A 23,940-nucleotide genomic window follows, 5' to 3' on the forward strand; every position below is an offset into this window, starting at 1 on the left:
CCGACCACTCGACAAGGAGCCGACCGCATCATCGGTCCCCGGCCGCGGGGCCGGGCGGGGGTCACATCTCCGCGGTGGGCTTGGCGTCGAGCACGTCGAAGTTGTGCAGCAGGCCCAGGTAGGCCGCGAAGGACTCCTCGACCTGGTTGGGCTCCAGGCCGTAGTCGGCGATGTCGTAGCGGTGCGGGCGCGTGCCGGCCGGGCGGGCGAGCACCTGGTCGAGCTGGGCCTCGTCGCTCGCGGTCCACTCGGCCCCGATGGCCGCGTAGACGCGCGGCACCTCGGTGTGAGGGTCGGCGCTGAGCTTGTGGTACGGCACGTCGACGATGGACGACGGCGGCAGGCTGAGCCGTGACTCCAGGGCGTTGTCCACCCAGGTGACCATGGTGTCCAGCACGAGCCGGCCGACCTCGCGGGGGTCCGGGTCCTTCTGGTACATCGACCACATGGTCGCCACGAGGCTGCAGGTGGAGGCGAGGACGGTGGCGGGGTCGCGGTGCGTCCAGACGAACGTCGCGTCGGGGAACACCTTCTTGATGGTCGGCATGTCGTTCAGGTGTCCGGGGTACTTGACCACCCACCGCTTGCGCTCGCGCCCGTACTGCAGCACCTGCAGGCCCTGCTTGAGGTACTCGTAGTCACCGGCGAGCTCGGCCTCGCCGCGGCCGGCGTACCAGTCGCGGTAGGCCGGCAGGGTGCCGTGCAGCAGGGACCAGAAGGTGCCGTGCGGCAGCAGCATCATGGACTCCTCCGGCTGCTCGGCGCGGCTGGGGTGCATGTGCTTGAGGCTGGGTGCGAACAGGCCGGTGACGAACTTGCTGCCCTGGTCGAGCTTCCGGATCTCCCGCTCGGCGGCGCCCGGGTCCTCGAGGCCGGTGTGCGACATCTCCCACATGAGGGGGCCGCGGTGCGCGGGCGAGGCCGCCAGCACCCGGTGTGCGAGCGTGGTGGCCGTGCGCGGCAGACCGAGCACGAACACGGGGTCGGTGATCGGCTCGTCCGCGATGTCCGGGTGTTCGTCCAGCAGGGTGTTGATCCGCAGCCGGTTGGCGTACCGGTCCTTGATCTGGCTGAGCGCGAAGGTCCAGCCCAGTGGCATCAGGCGGGGCTCCTCGCCGATCGCGGTGGCCACGCGGCCGAGGTCGTCGGCGAACTTCCGGTCCTGGGTGCCGGCCTCCTCCTCGACCTGGGCGACGGCCTTCTCCCAGGCGTTCGCGGGATCCTCGTGCCCCCGGGCGAGGGGGCCGAGGACGGTGTTGAGAACCTTGGAGGTTCGGGGGGTGCGGGTCACGATGTCCCTTCTGATGCGGTCGGCGTCGTGGGTCGCGCGACGCCTGGAGAGGTGGTGGAACGGGTCAGGACTGGGGGGCCGTCTGCTCGGGGGTGAAGACGACCGGAAGGGTCTCCAGGAGCCGGAACTGGAAGTCCGGTGCCCAGCGGAGCTCGTCGGGCCGCAGGGCGAGCTTCGGTGCGAGACGGTGGTGCAGCGTCTCGGCGGCCGTACGGACGATGAGGCGAGCCAGGTGCGGTGCCGGGCAGGCGTGGGCGCCGACGCCGAACGTCAGGTGCGCGCGGCTGCCGGAGCCGTCCCAGTCCCCCTCGCCGCGGATGGCCGGGTCCGAGCCGACGGCGCCCACCCCGAGCAGCAGGGCGTCGCCCGCCTGCACGAGCTTGTCCTCGTGCAGGAAGTCCTCGACGGCGATCCGCGGCGCCAGCGTGGTCACCGGGGACGCCGTCCACAGCACCTCGTCGAGCGCCTCGTCGATCCCGAGCCGGCCGCCCGCCAGCCGCTGCGCGAACGCGTCGTCGGTCAGCGAGAGGTAGAGCGCCTGCGACAGCCATGCCTGCAGGCCGCGGGAGGCGATGGCCGTGAGGGACAGCAGGCCGAGCGCCACCTCCGCGATGCTCTCGTAGGAGGCGTGCCGCGCGAGCATACCGGCCGGGGTGGGCTCGCCGTCCGGGCGGCGGGCGGCCGGGCCGTTGAGGAGGAAGCTCAGCTGGTGCACCACCGCCGCCGACTTTCCTCCGGCCGTCGGCCGGGTCGCGGCGTCGAACACCTGCTGCGCCGTGGTGGCGTCGAACCCGAGGAATGCGCCGAGGGTGAGTTGCGGCATCGGGGAGACGTACTCGCGCACGAGGTCGGCCACGCCGGTCCCGGCGAACCCGTCGATGAGCTCGTCGCACCGGGCACGCGTGGTGCGGGCGATCTCCGCCTCGTCGATGACTCCGAGCACCTCGTCGAGCGGGGTGCGGAGCCGTTCGTGCACGCGCCCGTCCATCCGCTCGACGGTCGGCCGGTCGGTGCGGGTCAGCGACCGCAGCAGCGGGGAGTCGGCGGACGCCTCCCGGCGCTCGTGACCGCTCCAGCCGGCGGTCGCCGTCGTGAGCGGCAGCTGGCCCCGGGCCATCGCGACGATGGTGCGGTACCCCGTGACGAGCCAGGCCCGGGCCCCCGGCTCCAGCTCGACGGGGGCCATCTCGCCCCACTCCTCGCGAAGCCGTCCGTGGACGGCGGCGGCGTCGTGCGCGGCGGTCAGCTCGGTGACCGCCGGCACGGTGGCGGGGTCCTCCAGCTTCAGGGGCCGGCGGGAAGGATCGTCGCCGACGGCCCCGCCGGTTCCGGCGACGCCGTCGATCATTGTCGAGCTGTTCATCGTGTCCCCGTCCGGGTCGGGTACAGGTCGCAGTCCTGTGGTTCGGATCGCACCATGCCGGACATTCCGGCACCTGTCGAGGTCGGTCCGGTATCTGGCCAGATCATGTCGCGCCGTCGCGCGGGGGCCACGGCCGGATACGTCCGGTCGGCAGCGGCCCGGGCCTCGCCGTCGTGCCGACCATCACCCGCGCCCATGGCGCGGAGCCGGCTCGGTCGGATGCGATCGCGATGGCGGGGCCGCGCAGGCGTTCGCGGTGCGCCCGCGCGGCCCCGGCGTCACAGGTCCGCCGTCGGCGCTGCGTCCAGCCTGTCGAAGCTGTTCAGCAGGCGCAGGTACGGCGCGAACGCCTCCTCGACGTAGGCCTTCTCCAGGCCGTAACGCGCCATGTCGTACGTGTGCGGACGCGTGCCCGACGGCCGGGCCAGCACCTTCCCGAGCTGCGCGGCGTCACTCTCCGTCCAGGTCGCCCCGATCGCCGAGTACAGCCGCGGCACCTCGGTGTGCGGGTCGTGGCTCAGTGCGTGGTACGGCACGTCCACGATGGACGACGGCGGCAGGCTGAGCCGTGCCTCCAGCGCGTTGTCCACCCACGTGACCATCGAGTCCATGATCAGGCGCCCGATCTCCCGCGGGTCCGGATCGATCTGGTACGGCGCCCACAGCGTCTCGACGAGGCTGCACGCCGAGCCGACGACGGTGGCGGGGTCGCGGTGCGTCCACACGAACGTGGCGTCCGGAAACACCTTCTTGATCACCGGCATGTCGTTCAGGTGCGCCGGATACTTGAGGACCCATCGCTTGGGCTCCCGCCCGTACTGCAGCACCTGCAAGCCCTCCTTCAGGCACTCGTAGTCGCCGATCAGCTCCGCTTCGCCGCGGCTTGCGTACCACTCGCGATAGGAGGGCATGCTGCCGTGGAACAGCGGCCAGAAGGTCCCGTGCGGCATGAGCACCAGCGACTCCTCCGGGTCGTTGGCGCTGATCGGGTGGATGTGCTTCAGGCCCGGTGCGAAGACGCTCGTGACGAGCTTGATGCTCTGGTCGAACCGCTTGCTCTCGCGCTTGGCGACCTCCGGGTCCTCGAGACCGGTGTACGTCATCTCCCAGGCGCGCGGGCCGCGATGGTCGGGCGACGCCGCGAGCACCTTGTGGGTGAGAGTGGTCGCCGTGCGCGGCAGCCCGAGCACGAACACCGGGTCGACGATCTTCTCGTCCTTGATCTCGGGGCGCTCGGCCAGCAGGGCCTTGACGCGCAGCCGGTTGACGTACTTGTCCTTGACCACGTTGAGAGCGAAGAAGAAGCCCAGAGGCGTCAGCTTGGGCTCCTCGGTGATGCTCTCGAACACGCGGTAGAGGCCGTCGGCGAGCTTGCGGTCCTCGATGCCGGCCTCCTCCTCGACCTTGGCGATCGCCTTCTCCCAAGCGGCGGCGGGATCCTCGCGCCCCCTGACGACGGGGCCGAAGAGGGTGTTGAGAACCCGGGAGGTCCGGGTGGTGGTGGTGCTCACGATGTCCTTTCAGGTGCGATCGACTCGCGGGTCGTTCGGGCGTCCGACAGGTCGCCCGACGGGTCATGACAGGTACGGCTCGGACTCCGACTGCTGCTCGGGGCGGAAGACGACGGGAAGCTGCTCCAGCAGCCGGAACCGGAAGTCCGGTGCCCAGCGGAGTTCGTCGGCTCGCAGCGCGAGCTCAGGTGCGAGGCGGTGGAGCAGCGTCTCGGCCGCCGTCCGAACGATGAGCCGGGCCAGGTGCGGCGCCGGGCACGCGTGGGCACCGATACCGAACGTCAGGTGGGCACGGCTGCCGGACCCGTCCCACGAGCCCTCGCCACGGATGCTCGGGTCCGAACCGAGCGCGCCGACGGCGAGCAGGATCGCATCGCCGGCCTGGACGAGCTTGTCGCCCACCAGGAAGTCCTCGACGGCGATCCGCGGCGGCAGCGTCGTCACCGGTGCCGCGGCCCACAACACCTCGTCGAGCGCCTCGTCGATCCCGAGCTGACCGCCCGCCAGGCGCCCGGCGAACCGGCTGTCCGTCAGGGCGAGGTAGAGCGTCTGTGCCAACCATGACTGCAGTCCGCGAGCCGCGATGGCGGTGAGTGACAGGAGACCGAGTGCGGCTTCCCCGGTGTTCTCGTAGGACGGGTGCTGCGCGAGCCGGCCGGCCGGCGTGGGCTCGCCGTCCGGGCGGCGGGCCGCCGTCTGGCCGGTGAGCAGGAAGCTCACCTCGTGCACGTCCGCCGCGCTGCCCTGTCCACCGGCCTGGAGCGAGGCGACGTCGAACACCCGCTGTGCGGCCGCGGCGTCGAAGCCGAGGAAGGTACCGAGCGTCAGGTACGGCATCGGCGTCACGTACTCTCGCACCAGGTCCGCGACACCGGTACCCGCGAAGCCGTCGATGAGTTCCTCGCACCTGGCTCGGGCGGTCCGGGCGATCTCGGCGTCGTCGATCACGCCGAGTACCTCGTCGAGCGGGGTGCGGAGCCGCCCGTGCTCCTTCCCGTCCACGTGCTCCACGGTCGGGCGGTCGGCAGGAGCCAGCGGCCGGAGCACGGGCGCGTCGGCGGACGACACCTCGCGCTGGTGACCGCTCCAGGCGCCGGTCGCCGTCGTGAGCGGGAACTGGCCGCGAGCCATCGCGACGATCGTGCGGTATCCCGTCACGAGCCAGGCGCGAGCGCCGGGTCGCAGTTCCACGGGGGCCATGTCGCCCCACCTCTCGCGGAGCCGGGTGTGGACGGCAGTGGCGTCGTACGCCACGGTGAGTTCGGGGATGATCGTGACGGTCGTGGGATCGTCGAGCTTCACGGGTCGGCCGGAGGGACCGCCCACGTCGCCGCCGGTACCGGCGATTCCGTCGGTGGTGATCGAGCTGGTCATCGTGTCCCCGTCTGGGTCGGGTACAAAGTGCAGGTATTCCGCTCGAACTCTGCCGGACATATCAGTCCGTGTCCAGAATGTGACTCCCTGGGAGAGGCGTGGTGAGCAGGAACTTCACTCCAGCCCGGCGGCCGGCACGTCGCCGGCACCCGATCGCTCGCGCTCCGCGCGCCGCCGGACGAGTTCCTCCACGGCACTGGGCAAGGTCGTCTCGAAATCGATCAGCTTCGCCCACGTCGGCGTCATCACGATGCGGACCATGCCGTCGTAGAGGGATCGAACCTCGGCCTCCCACTCGACCCGCTGCTCGGCCGTCATCTCGTAGGAGCCGTTCATCTCGAGGTACTCCTCGGGGATGCCGTCGACCTCGTCGAGTTCGACGGTGCCCCGCACGAGCAGGATCTTGGGCGGGTGCACCTCGGTGTCGACGGTGACGGCGACCGCCGGGTTCCGCCGGAGCGACGCCAGCTTCGGGGCGTTCCTCGACGTGCACATCACGACTTCCTTGCCGTTCCAGGCGAAGGCGATCGGAATGGCGCGCGGCGTCCCGTCCTCGGCCACGTAGGCCAGACGGCAGAGGTCGCGAGCCAGCAGCTCCCGGCTCAGCGGCCGGTCGAGGATCTCGGTGGTGCGGTCGTTCGTCATGGTGGTGCCTCCGGTAGCGGCGCGACCACGGTGGTCGCTCTACCCCGGGGACGGAGCTGTCACGCCGTTCTCGACATCGCGACGCCCTCTCCGGTTTCGCCGGTGATCGTGCAGCGCGCCGCCGTACCGAGCACCGCGACCAGACTCGTCGCCACAACCTCCACACGCACACCCAACCACCTGCGAACGCCCCCGTGAACGGCATGGAGCGGCGGCAGGCTCGTCAGTTCGCGGCCCAGGACCAGCCGTAGCCGTACTTGTGCCGCACCGCGACGGTGTCCAGCGGCTTGCCGAGGTCGGGCAACGTCACCGTGAGCGTCACGCCGGCCGGGTCGGTGAGGTCGCCGTGGGTCCAGAACGTGTCGCTCGCGGACGCGTGCTCGGCGACGCTGGGACGGGTGGTGCCGTCGGCCGCGACGGCGTAGACGCCGAGCCAGTCGCTCGGGGTCTGCGCGGCGTACTCGGCCGTTCCCGCCTTGTCGCAGGCGACGGTCAGCGTGACCACCCGGCCCTGTACGCCGTCGACCCCGGCCTTCCAGCAGGAGGCGTCGCCGAGCCGCTTGACGGTGCCCTGCGTCCAGGGGTTGTCGTCGCTGCCGTCGGGCGGCGTGGCGGTCGGGGTGGCCCGGCCGGTGGGATCGCCGGACGACGAGGGCTGCGCGCCCGCGGTCGGGCCCGACGTCGGCTCCGCCGCGCCGACTCCGCCCGGGCCGGGACCGAGCGACTGCAGGACGCCGAAGGTCACCCCGGCGAGCACCGCGACACCGGCCACGACCCCGGCGGCGACGAGCCCGCGCGACGTACGACGACGAGGCGCGGCCGGGACAGCGGCGCGCCGGGCCCGGCGCTGCCCGTCCGGTCGGTCGCCGCGCGCCCGGCCGGCTCCGTGGCCGGCGCCCGCGTGGGTGATCGGCCGGTCGATCCTCCGGTCGTTCACGGGCGGACCGGCCATCGCGCCCGCGTGCGGCGGGGCGTCGGGCACGGTGCGTTCGCCGGCCGCGGCGTCCGCCAGCTCCCGCAGCCCGGGCACCTGGAGGATCGCCTCGATCGTCGGCCGCCGTTCCGGATCCCTGACCAGGCACGCGTCGAGGAGCGGGCGCAGGTACGCCGGGCAGTCGTCGTACGACGGTTCCTGGGCCGCGACCCGGTACAGCACGACCGCCGGGTGGTCCCCCGAGAAGAGGGCGTTGCCCGTGGCGGCACGGTAGGCCAGGACGCCCAGCGCCCAGACGTCGGCGGCCGACGTCGTCCGCCCGGCGGCCGCCTGCTCCGGCGCCATGTACAGCGGCGTGCCGACGGGCTGGCCCGTCATGGTCACCCGGGTGGCATCGTTCAGCGCCACCACGCCCAGGTCGATCAGGCAGGGGCCGTCCGGCCCGAGGATCACGTTGGACGGCTTCACGTCCCGGTGCACCAGCCCCGCGCGGTGGATGGCGTGCAGCGCCTCGGCGATCCCGGCCACCAGGGTCAGGACCGCGTCCCGTGGCATCGGTCCCCGTTCCGCGAGCGCCCGCGACAGGGTCGGCCCGGGCACGTACTCCGTGGCGAGCCAGGGAAGTTCCGCCTCGGGATCGGCGTCGACGAGGTTCGCGAAGAACCGGCTGCGCACGCCGGCCGCGGCACGCACCTCGCGGCGGAACCGCGACCGGAACTCGGCGTCGTGCGACTGGTCACCTCGGATGAGCTTGACGGCGACCTGCCGGCCATGGCGGTCGGCCCCGAGGTACACGGATCCCATGCCTCCGCTGCCGATCCGCCCGTGGAGCCGGAACGGCCCGATGGTGCGTGGGTCGCCGGGCGCCAGCGCTGCAGGCTCGGCCTGCGGGATCGTCCACTGCTCGGGCACGTCCTGGGGCACCGGACGATCCTTCCTCTCGGTCGCGACACGAACCAGCCGTCGCGAAGTCAGCACGCGAATGCTATCGCCGGAGCGCCACCCAGAACCGGCACCCCGCCCCCCACCCCACAGCCACCCACAACAGCCACCCACCCAGCGACCACCCACCACCAGCCACCCCACCGGCCACCCACCGACCACCCCACCAGCCACCCACCAGCCGCCCACCGAAGATGTGGTCGGTCCGAAGTCGAGCGGTCGGCTCCTTGAGGGACCGACCGCACGGACAAAGGACCGACCGCTCGACAACGTACCGACCGCATCCCCCGCCCGGATGGCCGTCAGCCCATCGGTCACGCCCGCAGCGGGCCTGCTTGCCGGTAGGCACGGCGAAGGTGGTTCAGCACACCCTCGGGGTGACGTCGCCGCCCTGTTGAAACGGTTCACTCCGTCGCGGCGGATTGACGCCCCTGCCACCGCTCTCTACCGTCGCAGCGTCAGGCAACCGCTTTCCCGCAGCACCACTTCACGACGGAGTGAAAACGTGTCCACAACTCTGACCAGACGTCTGAAAGCCCTGTTGTCCCTCACGGCGGCCGCGTGCATGACGGCGGCCCTCCTCATCGCCGCGCCCTTCACCGCCTCGGCCCAGGTGGAGGCCGGCACCTGGTACATCATCGAGTCACGGCACTCGAACCTGGTCCTCGACATCACCGGGCGCTCCACCGAACCAGGCGCCGAACTGGTCCAGTGGAACCGCACCGACACGGCCAACCAGCAGTTCCGGTTCCTCGACGCCGGGAACGGGTACTACCGCATCCAGGTGCGCCACTCGAACCAGGTCCTCGACGTCTGGGAGTGGAACGCCGAGAACGGCGCGACCATCGCCCAGTACGACGACCTGGGCGGCACCAACCAGCAGTGGCAGGTCACCGAGAACGCCGATGGTTACCACACCTTCGTCAACCGCTTCTCCGGCAAGGCCCTCGACGTCTGGGAGTGGTCCACCACGGCCGGCGACCGCATCTCCCAGTACGACCCGTCCGGCGGGACCAACCAGCAGTGGCGCCTCATCCCGGTGGACGACGGCGGCACCACCGAGCCACCCGGCGACGGCACCTACCAGGTCGAGGGCCTCACCCGCGGCGTCTCCGTCATCCCCACCGGATCGGGCCACCTCGTCAGCTGGCGCCTCCTCGGCACCGACTCCCCGGACACCGCCTTCCACGTCTACCGCGACGGCCAGCGCCTCACGTCCTCGCCCCTGACCGGCGCGACCAACTACTGGGACGACGGCGGATCGTCCGGCTCCACCTACTCGGTGTCGGCCGTGAACGGCGGGGCCGAGGGAACGCCGGCGGCCGCCGAGGTCCGGTTCGGATCCGGCGGCTACCGCGACATCCCGATCCAGGCTCCCCCGGGCGGGTCGACGCCGTCGGGCAGCTTCACCTACGAGGCCAACGACGCGAGTGTCGGTGACCTGGACGGTGACGGCGACTACGAGTACATCGTCAAGTGGTACCCCACCAACGCGAAGGACAACTCGCAGTCCGGGTACACCGGGAACACGATCATCGACGCCTACACCCTGGACGGCACCCGCCTGTGGCGGATCGACCTGGGCCGCAACATCCGCTCGGGCGCGCACTACACGCAGTTCCAGGTCTACGACTACGACGGCGACGGCGCCGCCGAGATCGCGATGAAGACCGCGGACGCCACGGTCGACGGCCGGGGCACCGTGATCGGCAACGCGGGAGCCGACCACCGCAACGGCAGCGGCTACATCCTGAGCGGCCCGGAGTACCTCACGGTCTTCGACGGCCGCACCGGCGCCGCGATCGACACGGTCGACTACCGGCCACCGCGCGGCAACGTCTCGAGCTGGGGCGACAGCTACGGCAACCGGGTGGACCGCTTCCTGGCCGGCACGGCCTACCTCGACGGGGAGACGCCCTCGATGATCTTCTCGCGGGGCTACTACACCCGCTCGGTCATCTGGGCGGTCGACTTCGACGGGCAGAACCTGTCCACCCGCTGGATCTTCGACTCCGACACGGCGGGCAGCCAGTACGAGGGCCAGGGTGCGCACAGCCTCTCCGTCGCCGACCTGAACGGTGACGGACGCCAGGACGTCGTGTTCGGGGCAATGGCGATCGGGGCGGACGGGCAGCCGCTGTGGAACACGCGGATGTACCACGGCGACGCCCTCCACGTGAGCGACTTCGTACCGAGCAACCCCGGCCAGGAGGTCTTCATGCCGGGCGAGCACTCCGACCAGCCGTCGTCGCGGCTGGTCGACGGTGACACCGGGTCCATCCTGTTCCGGACCACGCCGACCGGGGACAACGGCCGCGCCGTCGCCGCGAACGTCGACGCCGGCAACCCCGGCGCGGAGTTCTGGTCCTCCCAGGTGAGCGGCCTGCTCAACGCCTCGGGGAACTCGATCGGCGCGAAACCCGGCTCCGCCAACTTCGTCACGTGGTGGGACGACGACGGCGAGCGCGAACTGCTGGACGGCACGCACATCGACAACCACTCACCCGGGGAACGGCAGCTCACCGGTTCGGGGGTGTCGTCGAACAACGGCACCAAGGCGACTCCCGCCCTGTCGGCGGACCTGTTCGGCGACTGGCGCGAGGAGGTGGTCTGGCGCACGAGCGACAACTCGGCCCTGCGCGTCTACTCCACCCCGTACGAGACGGACCTGCGGATCCCGACCCTGATGCACGACCCGCAGTACCGCGTCGCGATCGCGTGGCAGAACACGGCCTACAACCAGCCACCGCACCCGAGCTTCCACATCGGCAGCGACATGGCACCCGCGCCCTGGCCGGACGTGGTGGCGCCGTAGGCACCCACGGCGTCACGCCGCCGGCGGTCCCGGCCGAAGGCTGGCACGGGACCGCCGGGCAGCAGTGCACCTCCCGGCCCGCACCGGGGCGCCGTCGTCCGCGGAGGACGCCATCGCCGCGGACGACGGCGCGGTCGCGGCGGCACCTCCTCAGGCCGCGCGGACGATCCCCCGGCGGCGGAGCAGGAGGTACATCTCGCAGCCCAGGCACAGGCCGAACACGGCGTTGAGGGCGGCCGCGACGAAGGCCACCGCGGCGGCGACCGGGACGGCCGTCAGCACGCCGAGCAGTCCCAGCACCACTCCGGTCCCGGTGACGACCAGCCCGACAACCTGGGCGAACCGGGGCGGCCTGCGGTCCTCGAGGTCCTCCGGTGGCGCCGGCGCCAGCCGGGGCCGGACGAGCGTCCGGAAGATCCAGCCCTGCCACGTGCCCTCCGCCCCGCGCACGGCACCGAGCACGAAGCCGAGCGCGATCACGACGAGCAGCACGAGCCCCGCGGTGCTCGCCCCGAGCAGTATGACGATCGCCAGCAGCAGCGCGGTGATCCCCGCGCCGAGGCGTGGCCCGCGGGGGTCGATCGCACCCTGGTTCCTGGTGTCCGACGACGTCGTCATCGTGCCTGCTCTCCCGTCAGCCGGGCCAGCGCCTCGCCCGCCCGGGCCGGCGTGACCGCGCCGCTCATCCGTGCCGTCTCGGCACCGTGACCGTCGAGGACGAGCACCGTCGGGGTCCGCAGGATGCCCAGCCGCCCGGTCAGGGCGAGGTGGTCCTCGACGTCGAGCTCGTGGTGCACGACGCCGTCCTCCCGCGCGGCCTGCGCGCCGAGCACCCGTGCCGTCGACCGGCAGGCCGCACACACCTCCGCGGAGAACTGCACGAAGGTCGCGCGGGCACCGAGGTCCGCGCCCTGCGGCAGCCAGTCGGCCGGCTCGCCGCCACCGGCGAGCCTCGGGCCTCGCACCGCGCCCTGACGTCGCGACCAGGCCACCCCCGCGAGCGCCGTCACCGCGATCGCACCACCCAGCAACAAGATTTCCATCGCCGTCCCGTCCGCCCGGCCGTCACGACCGGACATTGCTGATCGTGCAGATCCCATCACATCGACACAGCCTTTGTGAACCATCGTCTTGGTCGATGGACGGCGACTCACGCCACGCCGCCACGACGCCGCGGTTTCCGTCGACCCCAGGAACGCGGCGGTGTGACTTATCTCACCGCGAACAATTCGGTCAAGCGAACACGCCCCGGACTTTTGTCTCGTGATCGGATTGTGACTTCGCCGCCATCGGCGCTACGTTCGGTCCGCCCGCGGAACCGCGGGTTCTCGCGGCGGACGCCGAGCCCTGTCACCGTCCCGAGATCTGGAACACATGGCAGGGGCGGGGGAACCAGGTAGGACGGACACCGTCGGTGTCCTTGGGGTGAAGCCGCACAGGTAGTAGTACTGCGGCCGGGTCAGCTTCCGATCCGAATCCGACAGCTCACCTCGTAGGCGTCGGGAGAAACACCGTGATCACTCGCACGCCTGGGCGCCATCGTGCTGCCCGCAAAGCCATCACCCCGCTGACCCGGGCCGCGCAGGGCCTCTCGGGCGCCGCGCGCCGGGGCGCCCTCGTCGCCGCCGGCTCGGGCCTCGCCGTCTCGCTGCTCAGCATCCCCTCGGACGCCGCGCCAGTGGCGGACACCCGCCCGGCCACCGCCGAGCTCGAGGCCGCGCCTCGCGCCGCCGAGGCGGCGGCCGCACAGGACATGACCGTGCGGGACGCGGCCGTCCTGAAGGCCGACGCGGCTCCGGCCGTGCGCGTCGCCGCCGACAGCAAGCTCACCCTGGAGCGCGGGACGATCAAGGTGACGCCCGCGCCGGAACCGGAGCCGGAACCCGCGCCGGAGCCCGAGCCCGCGCCGGAGCCGGTCGCGGAGGCCACCGAGGCGGCCCAGGAGCCCGCCGCGCCGCAGGCCGCTGCCGAGGAGTCCGCGGCACCGGCGCAGGAGAAGGCCGCCCCCGCCGTCGCGGCAGGCTCCGAGGTGCTCTCGATCGCCATGCAGTACCTCGGCGTGCCGTACGTGTGGGGCGGCTCGACGCCGGCCGGGTTCGACTGCTCCGGCTTCACGTCATACGTCTACGCCCAGGTCGGCATCGACCTGCCCCGGACGTCCTCCGAGCAGCGCTACGCGGGAACCGTGGTCTCCGCCGCCGAGGCGCGGCCCGGCGACCTGATCTGGAGCCCCGGGCACATCGCGATCTACGCGGGCGACGGGATGCAGGTCGAGGCCCCCGTCCCGGGTCAGACCGTGCGTCACACCGAGATCTGGCAGCCCAGCCCGACCTACATCCGCGTCGGCTGACCCAGGCCGCCACCTGACCGCGAGGGCCCGCACCACGATGGTGCGGGCCCTCGCGGTCCCCTCACGGTCTCGCCCGAGCGACCAAGGTCCCGGTCCCCCTCCGCCTCGGCGTCGAACCTGTCCCGGGCGCGCCGCACGCCGTTCATCCTGGAGGACGCCCAGTGCAGCAGGACGTCGAGGTCGAGGCGTACGCCGTCCTCGACTGACCACGGCCGGCCGGACCGGACGGGCGGCGGCACCGACCGCTGGAGCCCCGTCGAGCGGCGGCGGGGACGCGTACGGCAGGACATGCCCTACCGGTCCAGCCGCACGAGCCTGTCGGTGAGGTGACGCCGCACGGCGAGCGCCGCGGCGCGGCCGCCGCGGTTGCCGCCGATGGTGCTCGCCGAGGGGCCGTAGCCGACGAGCTGGACCCGCGGGTCGCGGGCGGCCGTGACGGCGGTCTGCACGTCGGCGGTCCCGGGCAGGAGCGGGATACCGCCGTGCTCGCTGCGCAGGTGGAGCGGGGCGAGGTGGGTGACGGCGGGGCGGAACCCGGTGGCCCAGAGGATCGTGTCGACGGGTTCGAAGGCGGGCCGTGCCGGGTCGCGGACGTCGTCGTCCCAGCGGACGCCGTCGGGCTCGACGCGGGAGAACATGGTGCGGCGCCGGTCGTAGACGCCGAGGCGGGCGGCGGTCTCCTCCTGCGGGCGCAGGGCGAGCCCGGTGACGCTCACGACGCTCGCGGGCGGGAAGCCGGAGGTCACGCGGTCGAGCACCCGGGCGACGGCCTCCCGGCCGGCGTTCTCGTCGAACTCGTCGCGCCAGACGGGTTCGCGCCGGGTGACCCACAGGGTGTCGGTGATCGGGCCGATCTCGCCGAGGAACTGGACGGCCGAGGCTCCGCCGCCCACGACGAGCACACGCTTGCCGCGGAAGTGGTCCGGGCCGGGGTAGTCGTGGGTGTGCACCTGTTCGCCGCGGAACGTCTCGACGCCGGGGTAGTGGGGCACGAACGGGCGGTCCCAGGTGCCGGTCGCGTTGACGAGGGTACGGGCGAGCCAGGCGCCGGCGTCGGAGTCGATCCGGAGCAGGCCGCCGTCGCCGGTGACCGTCCGGACGCGTACGGGCCGTCGCACGGGCAGGTCGTGCTCGGCCTCGTAGCGGCCGAACCAGGCGGGGACGGCACGGTTCGCGCGGTCGGCGGAGCGGCCGGGAGCGGGACCGTCCGGCAGGTCGGCCACGCCGTGGACGTCCCGCATCGTCAGCGAGTCCCACCGGTGCTGCCAGGCCCCGCCGGGCCGGGGGCCGGCGTCGAGCACCACGTGCCGGATGCCGAGCCTCTCCAGGTGGTACGACGCCGACAGGCCCGCCTGGCCTGCCCCGATCACCACAGAGTCGTACACGTCCACACCGGGCTCAACCACGGTGCGCGGCGTTCCATGCCCGGGTGTGACGTATCCGGCGTGCGGCTGTGCCGGGGCGCTCAGCGAGGGCAGACCGCCTCGTCGGCGGAACCCCTCGGGTCGGCGGGGGCTCCGTGGGTCAGGGGCTCCCAGGCGGTGAGAAGTTCGTTGGTGCCGAAGGTGCTCCACGACTCGTCGTGCCGCCGGGACCACGTCATCGGGCAGCCGAAGCGGCCCGCCAGGACCGACAGGGCCGCGGACGGCAGGTACTCCAGCCGGCCGTCCACCGAGCCGCCGCAGAGCCAGGACGGCACCTCCCCGGTGACCGCGATCTCGGCGTGCAGTTCCAGGGCCGCCGCCAGGCGCGGGCCGACCCGCGGGTACAGGTCGTCGCCCTGGATGGAGGTCGTCATCAGCACGTGCGACATCGCGGTCAGGCCGAGGGTCGTGTGGCTGAGGTCGCGGCAGGTCTCCTGGGCGACACCGTCACGGAAGTCGTCCTGCCCCTGCCAGAAGGCGATGATCTCGTGCTCCTTGTCGTACGGGCTGCCGGACGCCTCACGCGGCAGGTCGCCGTCGGACTCCAGGTAGACGTAGGCGCGGGCACGGTTGCGGAACACGGACACGGCCCGGTCGTAGACCTCGCGGTCCTCGAGGAAGACGGCGATCGCGATCGCGGCCTCCGTCATCGCCAGCTCCCAGTTGCCGTTGGCGTACGAGCGCTCGGTGACCTGCGGGAGGTAGACGTCGCGGAGCATCCGTTCGAACCGCTCCACGTCCGTCCCGGACCAGGGGGCGCCGGTGTGCCGGATGATCTCCGCCGACCGCGCCCAGATCGCGCCCGCCCAGGCGGCCTGGAGGCGCGCGTTCGTGTTGGTGTGCTCCCGGATCGTGGAGGACCACGCGTTCATGATCTCGATCGACTTGCGCGCGTGCGTCTCGTCACCGGTCACGGCCCACGCGAGGGCCTGCGCGTAGGCCGCGTGGGCGTCGCGGCGTTCCTCGGTGCAGCCGTGGTTCGGGTTCTGGTGCGCGCCGCACTCGACCACGTTGCGCGGTTCCGCACGGTGGTCGAGCTCGCCCCACTCGGATCGGACCATCTCGGTGAAGACCTTCTTCGCCGGGTGCTCGCCGTCCTCGACACGGCGTTCCATCGCGTCGAGGAGGCGCTGGTCGACGAAGACTCCCGGGTGGACGAATCCCTCGTCCCCGGACCCGGAATCGGCCTCGGCGGGCGCCGGGCGGACCTCGCTCACGGCGTCCGGGAGGTCGGCCGACCGCGTCACACCGGGCTCCGACGCCCGGCTCGGCTCCGCGATCGCGCGCTTGACGCTGACCGGCCCCTCGGCGCACCCGGTCACGGCGAGCAGCACGGTCAGCACCAGGGCGATGGAAGGGCGCACGACACAGAGCCTGACATAAAGAGCGGAGATCGGTGCGGCGAAACCCCGGCTACAGCTGGATGGTGGGCACGAGGACCGTGGTGAGCTCGCCCGAACCCAGGTGGACGAGCGCCTTGCCGGGCGCCACCTGTGACGACACCGCCGAACGTGGCAGGCTCGCGCCCACCAGGTCACCGTCGAACCGGTCCTGCGGGCTGAGCAGCGCGCCGCGCCGGTGCTTCTTGGCGTCGACCTGCCAGCCGGAGAACCCGCTCGCCACCTCCGACGCGTCACCGCCGAGCACGAGCGCGCGCCGGTGGTCCCCCGCCGTCCGGAACCACGAGCGCAGCCATCCCTTGGCCGGGCAGTCCGCGACCAGCTCGGCGTCGTCGACCATGAGCACCACCGGAGCGTCATCCGGGCCCAGCAGGGGGGCGAGCGTCTCCTCGGTCAGCTCCTCGGCGTCGGTCAGCACCGTCCGCACCCCGTCGCGCCCGGCGAGGTCCCGCAGCACGCTCGGCCGTGGTGCGACGAGGACCAGCTCGGTCCCGCCACGCAGCAGGGACTGCGCCATCACGGCGAGCATGGTGGAGCGGCCGGACCGCGCGGGGCCCGCCACGACGAACGACGGCGCGTCGCCGCCCAGGTCCATCCCGAACGCGGTGAGGTCGTCACCGCCGATGCCGAGCAGGGCCCACAGCGGGTTCGCCGCCTCCGGTCCCGCGTACCGGTAGGCGCCGTCCACGGTGATCGTCGAGGGCAGGTCGTCCACCCGGAAGGGACCGGTCCCCGGCGCCACGGCCTCGCGTTCCCGGATCGTGGCCGCCGTGGCACGCGCCACCGCGCTCTGGGCGCGCCCGGCGGGGTCGTCACCGAGGATCGCGATCTGCATCTCCGTCCCGCTCCCGCCGCGGTACGCCCGGCCGGGCGGCATCTCCTCCGGGAGCTTCTTGTGGTTGATCCCGGCCATGCCGTAGTCCATCCGGTCGGTGAGCCGGAGCACCACGACGTCGTCGGTGAGCACGCTCATCCGGCTGTTGAGCAGTCCGCGGTCACCGGCGACGAGCAGGTGGATGCCGGCGCCGGCGCCGTCGCGCATCAGCTCGGTGACGATGTCGAGCAGCGCGCCGCCGTCGGCGTCGCCGTACGTGGTCAGGAAGCTCTCCCACCGGTCGATCAGAACGAGTGCGCGCGGCAGGCGGTCGGCGGGGGCCGCCGTCTCGCGCTGCTCGGTGACGTTGGCGAAGTTTCCGTCGGCGAGGACCTGCTGCCGCCGGCCCAGCTCCGCCCGCAGCCGTGTGAGCAGCCGGTTCGCGCGGTCCGTCTGGCCGCGCTGCACGACGGCGCCCGTGTGCGGCAGTTCGTCCAGCACCGCGAGCGCGCCGTTGCCGCAGTCGAGGGCGTACAGGTGCAGGTCGCTCACCGGCTGGGTCGCGGCGGCCGCGAGCGCCGTCGTGCGCAGCGCGGTGGACCGGCCGCTCCCGGCGGCGCCGACGACGTACCGGTGGCCGAACTCGTCGAGGTCGATCTCGGCGGGTCCCTGCCGCTGCCGTCCGGGCTCGTCCTCGAGGGCCCACGCGAACGCGGACGGCTTCGTGGGCTGGGAGACCCGGTCGAGCGGGAGCAGGGTGGGCAGGGGCGGGAGCCAGGGTTTGCGCGGCTCGCCCCAGTCGCCGGCGGCGGCCGCGGCGCGAAGTGTGTCGACGAGCGCGGCGAGGTCGGTCTGGACCTCCTCGCGCCGTTCGGTCTTGCGGGGTCGCGGGGCCGGACCGCCGAGGTCGGCGACGGCGACCCTGCTGACGAACGGCGGTGGCACCTCGACGACGTCGGCCCGCGTGAGCCGGCGCCCGCCGACCCGCGCGGACTGGAACGGCACGACGGAGGAGGCGCCGAGACGCGCGTAGGCGCGCCCGGGCTGGGACTTGGTGATCTCCGCGGCGTCCGGGGCGTCGATGACGTCCTGCGACTCGCTCTTGTCGGTCATGCGCAGCGCGACGCGCAGGTTGGTGTTGGCCCGGATCTCCGGGGAGACGACGCCGGAGGGACGCTGCGTGGCCAGGATGAGATGGATGCCGAGCGATCGGCCGCGCTGGGCGATGTTGACCAGCCCGGTGACGAAGTCGGGCAGCTCGCGGGCCATGGAGGCGAACTCGTCGATGACGATGAGCAGGCGCGGCAGGGTGGGGCCGGCATGGCCGCGGCTGCGGGCGTCGAGGTAGTCCTCGAGGTCCTTGGCGCCGATCGCGGCGAGGACGTGCTCACGGTGGGTGAGTTCGGCGCGCAGCGAGTCCAGCGCCCGTTCGACGAGGTGGGAGTCGAGGTCGGTGACCATGCCGACGGTGTGCGGCAGGAGTTCGCACCGGCTGAACGCGGCGCCGCCCTTGTAGTCGACCAGCACGAAGTTCATCGTGTCGGGGGTGTTGACGACGGCGAGCGAGGCGACGAGGGTCTGCAGGAACTCGGACTTGCCGGATCCCGTCGTGCCGCCGACGAGCCCGTGCGGCCCGTCCTTGACCAGGTCGAGACCGAACGGCCCGTCGAGGGAGACGCCGACGGTGGCCAGGGTGCTGCCCGCGTTCCCGATGCCCCGCCAGCGCGCGGCGAACAGCTCGGCGTCGGCGTCCTCGATGCCGAGCACCTCGACGAGGCGGGCGGAGTCGGGGATCATCCCGGCGCCGTCGGTGGCGGTGACGTCGCGGACGGCGGCGACGGCACGCGCCACGGGCTCGTACCAGTCGTCCGCGACCTCGTCCGTGGTCACGGCGCGCAGGTCGTCGGCGTCCTGGCGGCGCAGCGTCATGCCGCCGTCGGGCCGCACCTGGGCGACCACGGTGCACTCCTCGGGCAGGAGCTGCTCGTCGCCGTCCAGGCAGATGATGCTGACGCCGACGGCGGGCCCGTCACGCAGGACGGAGACGACGCCGGGCAGGGCGCGCAGGCGGCGGGCGCCGTCCAGGACGACGACGAGCTGCGGTCCGAACGCCGTCTTGGACCCGCCGCCGCCTTGGGTGGCGGCACGCCGCTGGGTGATCAGGGCGTTCAGCTCGGCGACGCGGGCGGCGAGCGTGTCGGTGGTGGTGCCGTATAAGGCGACGGCGTCCTGCCCGAGGCCCGGGCGCGTGTGCGGCAGCCAGGCCGCCCAGGACCACTGCGCGACGTGCTCGGGACTGGTCAGGAGGTACACCTGGACGTCGCGAGGGCTCTGCAGCACGCCGAGCTGGCCGACGATCCAGCGGGCCCGGCGACGCGGCCAGTCGCCCGGCCCGGCGATGCCGACGACACCGGCCTCGCGCAGCGACACGGTCACGGGGACCGCGTTCACGGTGGCCTTGGTGCGACGGCGGTGCTCGGGCTCGGCCGCGTCCTCGACCTCCACGCGGCTGGTGGCGTCGGCGAGGCCGAACCGGACGGCGAGATGGTCGGCGTCGGTGGCGCGCCGTTCCCAGAGACGACGTGTCGGGGTGGTCGCGATGATCCGCAGCTCACCGGCGCCGGGGCTCGACATGCGGCGCCGGTGCTGTTCGAGCCGGACGGCGTCGAGCACCTCGGCCTCCAGTGCGGCGCGTTCCTCGGCGTGCTGCCGCAGGCGTTCCTTGTGGGTGGTCTTCCCGTTGCGCTTGTTCATCCACCAGTTGCCGAGCCCCATGAGCGGCGAGGCCAGCGCGAACATCAGGTAGAACGGTGACTGGAACACCATGGCCATGGCGATGCCGAGCACGGCGGGCATCGCCATCGCGAGCCAGGGCAGCGGGTTGCGCGCGGGTGGTGAGGGCTCGGCCGGGAGCCGGAAATGGGTGACGGGGTCCGGCGGCAGGAGCCGTGGCGGGCGGTTGTAGTCGAGGGTGCCGGGCTCCTTGCCGGGCCGCAGGTCCGCGTCGGCGCGGGTCGCGGACTGCACGGTAAGGACGCTCGGGCCGATGCGCAGCTGGGTGCCGGCCGGCCATTCGGCGTCCTCCTCACCGAGTGGTTCGGTGAGCCGGTCGAGGTGCACGGCCTGCCCGGCGGATCTCGGGTCCGGGACCCGGCGCGCCGTCACCCGTCCGTCCAGCGCGACGACCACCGCCACGGCGGGCAGCCCGCCCTCGCGCCGCTCGTCGACGCGCACCCGTCCGTCCTCGCCGATCTGCAGGACGGACTCCCCGACGCCGAGCCGCACGACGGCGCCCGCGCCGAGACCGCCCGTGACGCAGAGGTCCACCGGCCCGCCGGGGCCCGGACCGTGCCCCGGTTCGGGCGGGGCGAACGTGATCCGCGCGCCGTCGCGGATCCCGGAGTCGGCGGTCACGACGGCCTCGCCACCGGTCGTCGTCGGGGGAAGGACGGCCCCGTCCACGTGCACGGGCGCCTCACGGGGTGCCCCCACCTCCGCCGCGACGCGTTCCGCGAGGTCGGCGACCGGGGTGGCGTCGTCCGCCTCGAGCCACAGCAGGGCCTCGCGTGCCCCGTGGTGGGCGGTGATCAGTGTCCGCATGTCACTCGTTCCCGCGGCGCACCGCCGCCTGCTCGTCGAACCGCACCTGGGGCAGGAAACCGCTGCGCAGCCAGCCGTCGTCGCGGGCCGTGAACCGCCACTTCGCCCCGGGCCACGAGCCGAGCACGATCACCACCCACCCGAATGCGGGGTCGGCGAAGCGCTCGGCCAGGAAGTCCCTGTCCGCCGAGGACGGCGGCTGCGACAGCACCAGGACTCCGCCGTCCCCCACCTCCATCTCCTGCTTGACCTGGTCGAAGCCGCTGACGTGCTCGACCTGGTCCGGGCGCGGCAGGCCGTCGCCGACCATGACCACCCGCGGCTCGCCGGACCACGGGTTGCCCGTGAACTCCCCGAGCCATCGGCGCAGCACCTCGTGGCGGGCGCGGACGGAACCGTCCAGGCTGACGACACCGCGCGCGAGGGCGAAGTTGACGAGCACGCGCCCGGTCTCGCTCATCCCGAGGTTGACGAGCCGCGCGAACCGCGCCGTCGACCCGTCGGACACGGGCGCCGCCTGCAGCTTCGACAACGGCGCCACCCAGCTCTGGCCGTCCTCGCTCACCGCCCAGGGCGCGGGGCCGACCGAGGCGGGGTTCGTGAGCCGCAGGCGCAACGTGCTTCCCTCGACGAAGACGCCGGTCACGCCGGGGACGTCCAGACCGTCGCGTTCGCAGGCGGCGATGAGGGCGCGCAGCGCGTGATCCACCGTCCAGGCGGCCGAGGTGTCCGTGCGCAGGACGCTGTCGTCGAACGGGATCCTCTCGGCGCGGCGCTTGCGCACCGTGGCCGTCAGCCGGACGGCGGCGAGGACGAGACCGGCGAGCAGCAGCGCGCCCCCCAGTGCGAGCCCGAGCGGCAGGAGCACGCCCGTGGCGGCGTCGGACCCGTCGACGCTCTCCTGGGCCGCCACGGGCGACGGCGACGGCGACGGGGAGGGCGTGGGCGACGGTGACGGCCGCGGCTTCGTCTCCGATCCGGGGAGCCGGCCGAACTTCACACCGTCGCCGACGGCGTCGTCGGGCAGCTGGAGCACCCATCCCGCGAGCAGCGTGTGCGGGTCGGTGAGGTACTTGCCGTCCTTCTGGCGGATGCTCTTGCTGAGCTGGACGATCTCCGGCCATCGCGCGGAGCTGCCCAGGAGCCGCTGCGCGATGTCCTCGATCGTCTCGGCGCGGTCCCCCCGCTGCTTCACCACGTAGTACACGACCGAGCCCGGCGGGCCCTCGCGGTCGGGCGTGGGCCGGTCCGACGGCGCGGACGGGACCTGCGGCGGAGGCGTGTTCGCGGGGGGCGGGCTCGCGGGCTGCTCGGGCTGCTCCTGCTGCGCCGGCTGGTCCTTCCCGGACTCCGGCTCCTGCTCCGGCTTCTTGTCCGGGACCGGGGAGCCGAACACCCGGAACTCCCACAGGGAGTGCCCGGCGATGCCGTTGCGCGTCTCGCCGAACAGCCGCACGTACCGGCCGGTGCCCGAGACCTGGAGCACGTCCGTGCCGCCGTCCGCGGCGTCCACCCACGCGGCGTTCGTCCAGTTCACGCCGTCGTCCGACAGCCCGATCCCGTACGACGTGGAGTACGCGGCCTCCCATACGATCTCGACCCGCTGCACCTGGGACGCCTTTCCGAGGTCGACCCAGATCCAGGAGGGGTCCTCGTGGTGGCTGGCCCAGCGGGTGGCCAGGGAACCGTCCACCGCGTGCTTCGCGACCAGCTCAGGATCGTTGTTCTCCACCGCCGACGCGCGGACCGGCTTGCCCTGGCTGAGCAGCTCCGGCTCGGCGGCGGACACGCCCGGCATCCCGGGCACCGTCCACGGCACCAGGAGCAGGATCGTGAGCAGCACCGCGGTGGGCACGGACACCCTCACCGGCACGGTCATCGGGTCGTCGCCTCCTGTTGTGCCCGGTCTCATCGCGGGTCCGCCCGTCGCACCGAGGTCTGCTCGTCGAAGCGCACGTCCGGCAGGAAGCCGCTGCGCAGCCATCCGTCGTCCCGCGCCGTGAACCGCCAGCGCGCCACCGGAACCCGGCCGAGCACGATCACCACCCAGCCGAAGCCCGGCTGCGACAGGCGAGAGCTCAGGAGGTCCAGCTGTGCCGCCGGCGGCGCCTGGGAGAGCACGAGCACCCCGCCCTCCCCGGGCACCAGGTCCGGGACGACCTGCTCGAGTCCGGCGACGTGCTCCGCGGTTTCCTGCTGCGGCAGCCCGTTTCCCACCATCACGACCCGGGGGCTGCCCGACCACGGGTTCCCCGTGAGCTCGCCGAGCCAGCGGCGCAGCACCTCGTGCCGGGCACGGGCGGGCCCCTCGATGCTGACGACGCCGCGAGCCTGCGCGAAGTCGATCATCACGCGGCCGCTCTCCGCGACGCCCAGCGTCACCAGCCGGGAGAACTGGCCGGGACGCGCGTCCGACGCCGGCTCGTCCTGCAACCGGGCGATCTGCGCCGTCCAGGTCGCGCCGCCGTCGCCGGCGACCCAGGGCGCCGGTGCGACATCCCGGGGGTTCGCCAACCGCAGCCGCATCGCCGGCCCCTCGACGAACACGGCCGCGAGCGCCGGCACCTCGATGCCGTCCCGTTCGCACGCGGCGACCAGGACGCGCAAGGCGCGGTCCGTCATCCAGGCCGACGACGTGTCGGTGCGCAGCAGGCTGTCGTCGAAGGGTTCGTCGGCGCGCGCGGCACGGTGGCGGCGCAGGAGCAGCACCGCACCGGCGGCCAGCCCACCGACCACGAGCAGCGCACCGAGCACGACCAGGACCGGGACGAGCCGGCCGCCGGGCTCCGCGGCCGCGGCATCGGCCGCCGGTGTCGCCGACGCGCCGTCGTCCGGCGGCGACGTGCTCGGGCCCGGCGGCGGACCGGGACGGAGCTCCTCGCCCTCGGCGTCGGACGGGAGCTGGAGGGCCCAGCCCACCGCGACCGTGTCCGGGTCCGTGAGCGCTTCCCCGTCGGGCTGCACCCGGCCCTCGTTGAGCTCGAAGATCTCCGGCCAGCGCTCCCCGTCACCGAGAAAACGTTCCGCGATGAGGTACAGGTACTCGACCTCGCCGTCGGGCGTGCGGCCGACGACGTAGTAGGACAACGGATCCGCCTCGGGCGTCGCCGGGGTCGCTTCGGGGAGCGGGCCGGTCCGCAGCCCCTCGCCCTCGGCGTCGTCGGGCATCAGGAGGACCCAGCCGGGCAGGAGCACCTCGGGCGTGGTGACCGTGCTGCCGTCCGGCTGCGGGCGGCCCTCGTTGAGCTCGAAGATCTCCTGGTACCGGTTGCCGTCGCCGAGGTAGCGCTGGGCGATCTCGAACAGGAACTCGGGCTCGCCGTCGCCCTTCTCCTGGACGACGTAGTACGTGACGCTCTCGCCGTCGGGGGCCGGGGGCGCGGCGGGCGCCGCCGGGACGGGCAGGACGACGGCGACCACCGCGAGGGCCAGGGTGATCAGGTAACGGGTTCGGGACACGCGTGCTCCGGGGGTCGG

The 23,940-nt window shown here is 72.9% G+C and carries 15 protein-coding genes and 1 riboswitch; of the genes, 2 read left to right on the top strand and 13 right to left on the bottom strand.

Going from position 1 to position 23,940, the window contains the following annotated elements:
* Positions 1–61 precede the first annotated feature (61 nt).
* The 6 genes from J0911_RS17325 to J0911_RS17350 form a co-directional block, all read right to left on the bottom strand.
* Entirely contained in the window at positions 62–1,291 is a 1,230-nt protein-coding gene (locus tag J0911_RS17325) for a sulfotransferase family protein (protein WP_207276693.1), read from the bottom strand.
* Between the two features lie 64 nt (positions 1,292–1,355).
* Positions 1,356–2,654: a cytochrome P450 family protein gene (locus J0911_RS17330; protein ID WP_207276694.1), complete on the bottom strand. Its 1,299-nt coding sequence runs from the start codon at positions 2,652–2,654 to the stop codon at positions 1,356–1,358.
* A gap of 278 nt (positions 2,655–2,932) precedes the next feature.
* On the bottom strand, positions 2,933–4,165 hold the full coding sequence (locus J0911_RS17335) for a sulfotransferase family protein (protein WP_207276695.1): 1,233 nt from the start codon (positions 4,163–4,165) through the stop codon (positions 2,933–2,935).
* Positions 4,166–4,228: 63 nt separating this feature from the next.
* Entirely contained in the window at positions 4,229–5,539 is a 1,311-nt protein-coding gene (locus J0911_RS17340) for a cytochrome P450 family protein (RefSeq protein ID WP_207276696.1), read from the bottom strand.
* Between the two features lie 114 nt (positions 5,540–5,653).
* Positions 5,654–6,184, bottom strand: a complete 531-nt coding sequence (locus tag J0911_RS17345) for a pyridoxamine 5'-phosphate oxidase family protein (protein WP_207276697.1) — start codon at positions 6,182–6,184, stop codon at positions 5,654–5,656.
* Positions 6,185–6,407: 223 nt separating this feature from the next.
* Positions 6,408–8,042: a serine/threonine-protein kinase gene (locus J0911_RS17350; RefSeq protein WP_207276698.1), complete on the bottom strand. Its 1,635-nt coding sequence runs from the start codon at positions 8,040–8,042 to the stop codon at positions 6,408–6,410.
* 523 nt (positions 8,043–8,565) lie between these two features.
* Here J0911_RS17350 and J0911_RS17355 point away from each other — a divergent pair.
* Positions 8,566–10,875 (top strand): rhamnogalacturonan lyase family protein, encoded by a 2,310-nt coding sequence (locus J0911_RS17355; RefSeq protein ID WP_207276699.1) that lies wholly within the window; start codon positions 8,566–8,568, stop codon positions 10,873–10,875.
* 150 nt (positions 10,876–11,025) lie between these two features.
* Here J0911_RS17355 and J0911_RS17360 read toward each other — a convergent pair whose 3' ends face one another.
* Positions 11,026–11,493 (bottom strand): DUF4395 domain-containing protein, encoded by a 468-nt coding sequence (locus J0911_RS17360; RefSeq protein WP_207276700.1) that lies wholly within the window; start codon positions 11,491–11,493, stop codon positions 11,026–11,028.
* Complete coding sequence (locus J0911_RS17365; protein WP_207276701.1) at positions 11,490–11,918, bottom strand: thioredoxin family protein; 429 nt, start codon at positions 11,916–11,918, stop codon at positions 11,490–11,492. Before J0911_RS17365 ends, J0911_RS17360 begins: the two co-directional genes overlap by 4 nt.
* A 303-nt stretch (positions 11,919–12,221) precedes the next feature.
* Positions 12,222–12,386, top strand: a riboswitch (cyclic di-AMP (ydaO/yuaA leader).
* 2 nt (positions 12,387–12,388) lie between these two features.
* Between J0911_RS17365 and J0911_RS17370 the strand changes: the two genes are divergently transcribed.
* Positions 12,389–13,225 carry a C40 family peptidase gene (locus J0911_RS17370; RefSeq protein ID WP_207276702.1) on the top strand — a complete coding sequence of 279 codons (837 nt, stop codon included), beginning with the start codon at positions 12,389–12,391 and terminating at the stop codon, positions 13,223–13,225.
* 293 nt (positions 13,226–13,518) lie between these two features.
* Here the strand turns inward: J0911_RS17370 and J0911_RS17375 are convergent, their stop codons facing one another.
* The 5 genes from J0911_RS17375 to J0911_RS17395 all read right to left on the bottom strand — a co-directional run bounded on the left by J0911_RS17375 (position 13,519) and on the right by J0911_RS17395 (position 23,922).
* Positions 13,519–14,616 carry an NAD(P)-binding domain-containing protein gene (locus tag J0911_RS17375; RefSeq protein ID WP_207276875.1) on the bottom strand — a complete coding sequence of 366 codons (1,098 nt, stop codon included), beginning with the start codon at positions 14,614–14,616 and terminating at the stop codon, positions 13,519–13,521.
* 74 nt (positions 14,617–14,690) lie between these two features.
* Entirely contained in the window at positions 14,691–16,013 is a 1,323-nt protein-coding gene (locus tag J0911_RS17380; RefSeq protein WP_207276703.1) for an alginate lyase family protein, read from the bottom strand.
* Between the two features lie 49 nt (positions 16,014–16,062).
* Positions 16,063–20,463, bottom strand: coding sequence for an FtsK/SpoIIIE domain-containing protein (locus J0911_RS17385; RefSeq protein WP_207276704.1), 4,401 nt, complete (start codon positions 20,461–20,463; stop codon positions 16,063–16,065).
* A gap of 1 nt (position 20,464) precedes the next feature.
* Positions 20,465–22,342 (bottom strand): discoidin domain-containing protein, encoded by a 1,878-nt coding sequence (locus J0911_RS17390; RefSeq protein WP_207276705.1) that lies wholly within the window; start codon positions 22,340–22,342, stop codon positions 20,465–20,467.
* 29 nt (positions 22,343–22,371) lie between these two features.
* Entirely contained in the window at positions 22,372–23,922 is a 1,551-nt protein-coding gene (locus tag J0911_RS17395) for a hypothetical protein (protein ID WP_207276706.1), read from the bottom strand.
* Positions 23,923–23,940: the final 18 nt, after the last annotated feature.

Origin of the sequence: Myceligenerans salitolerans, assembly GCF_017349295.1 — a bacterium.
GTDB lineage: Bacteria > Actinomycetota > Actinomycetes > Actinomycetales > Cellulomonadaceae > Myceligenerans > Myceligenerans salitolerans.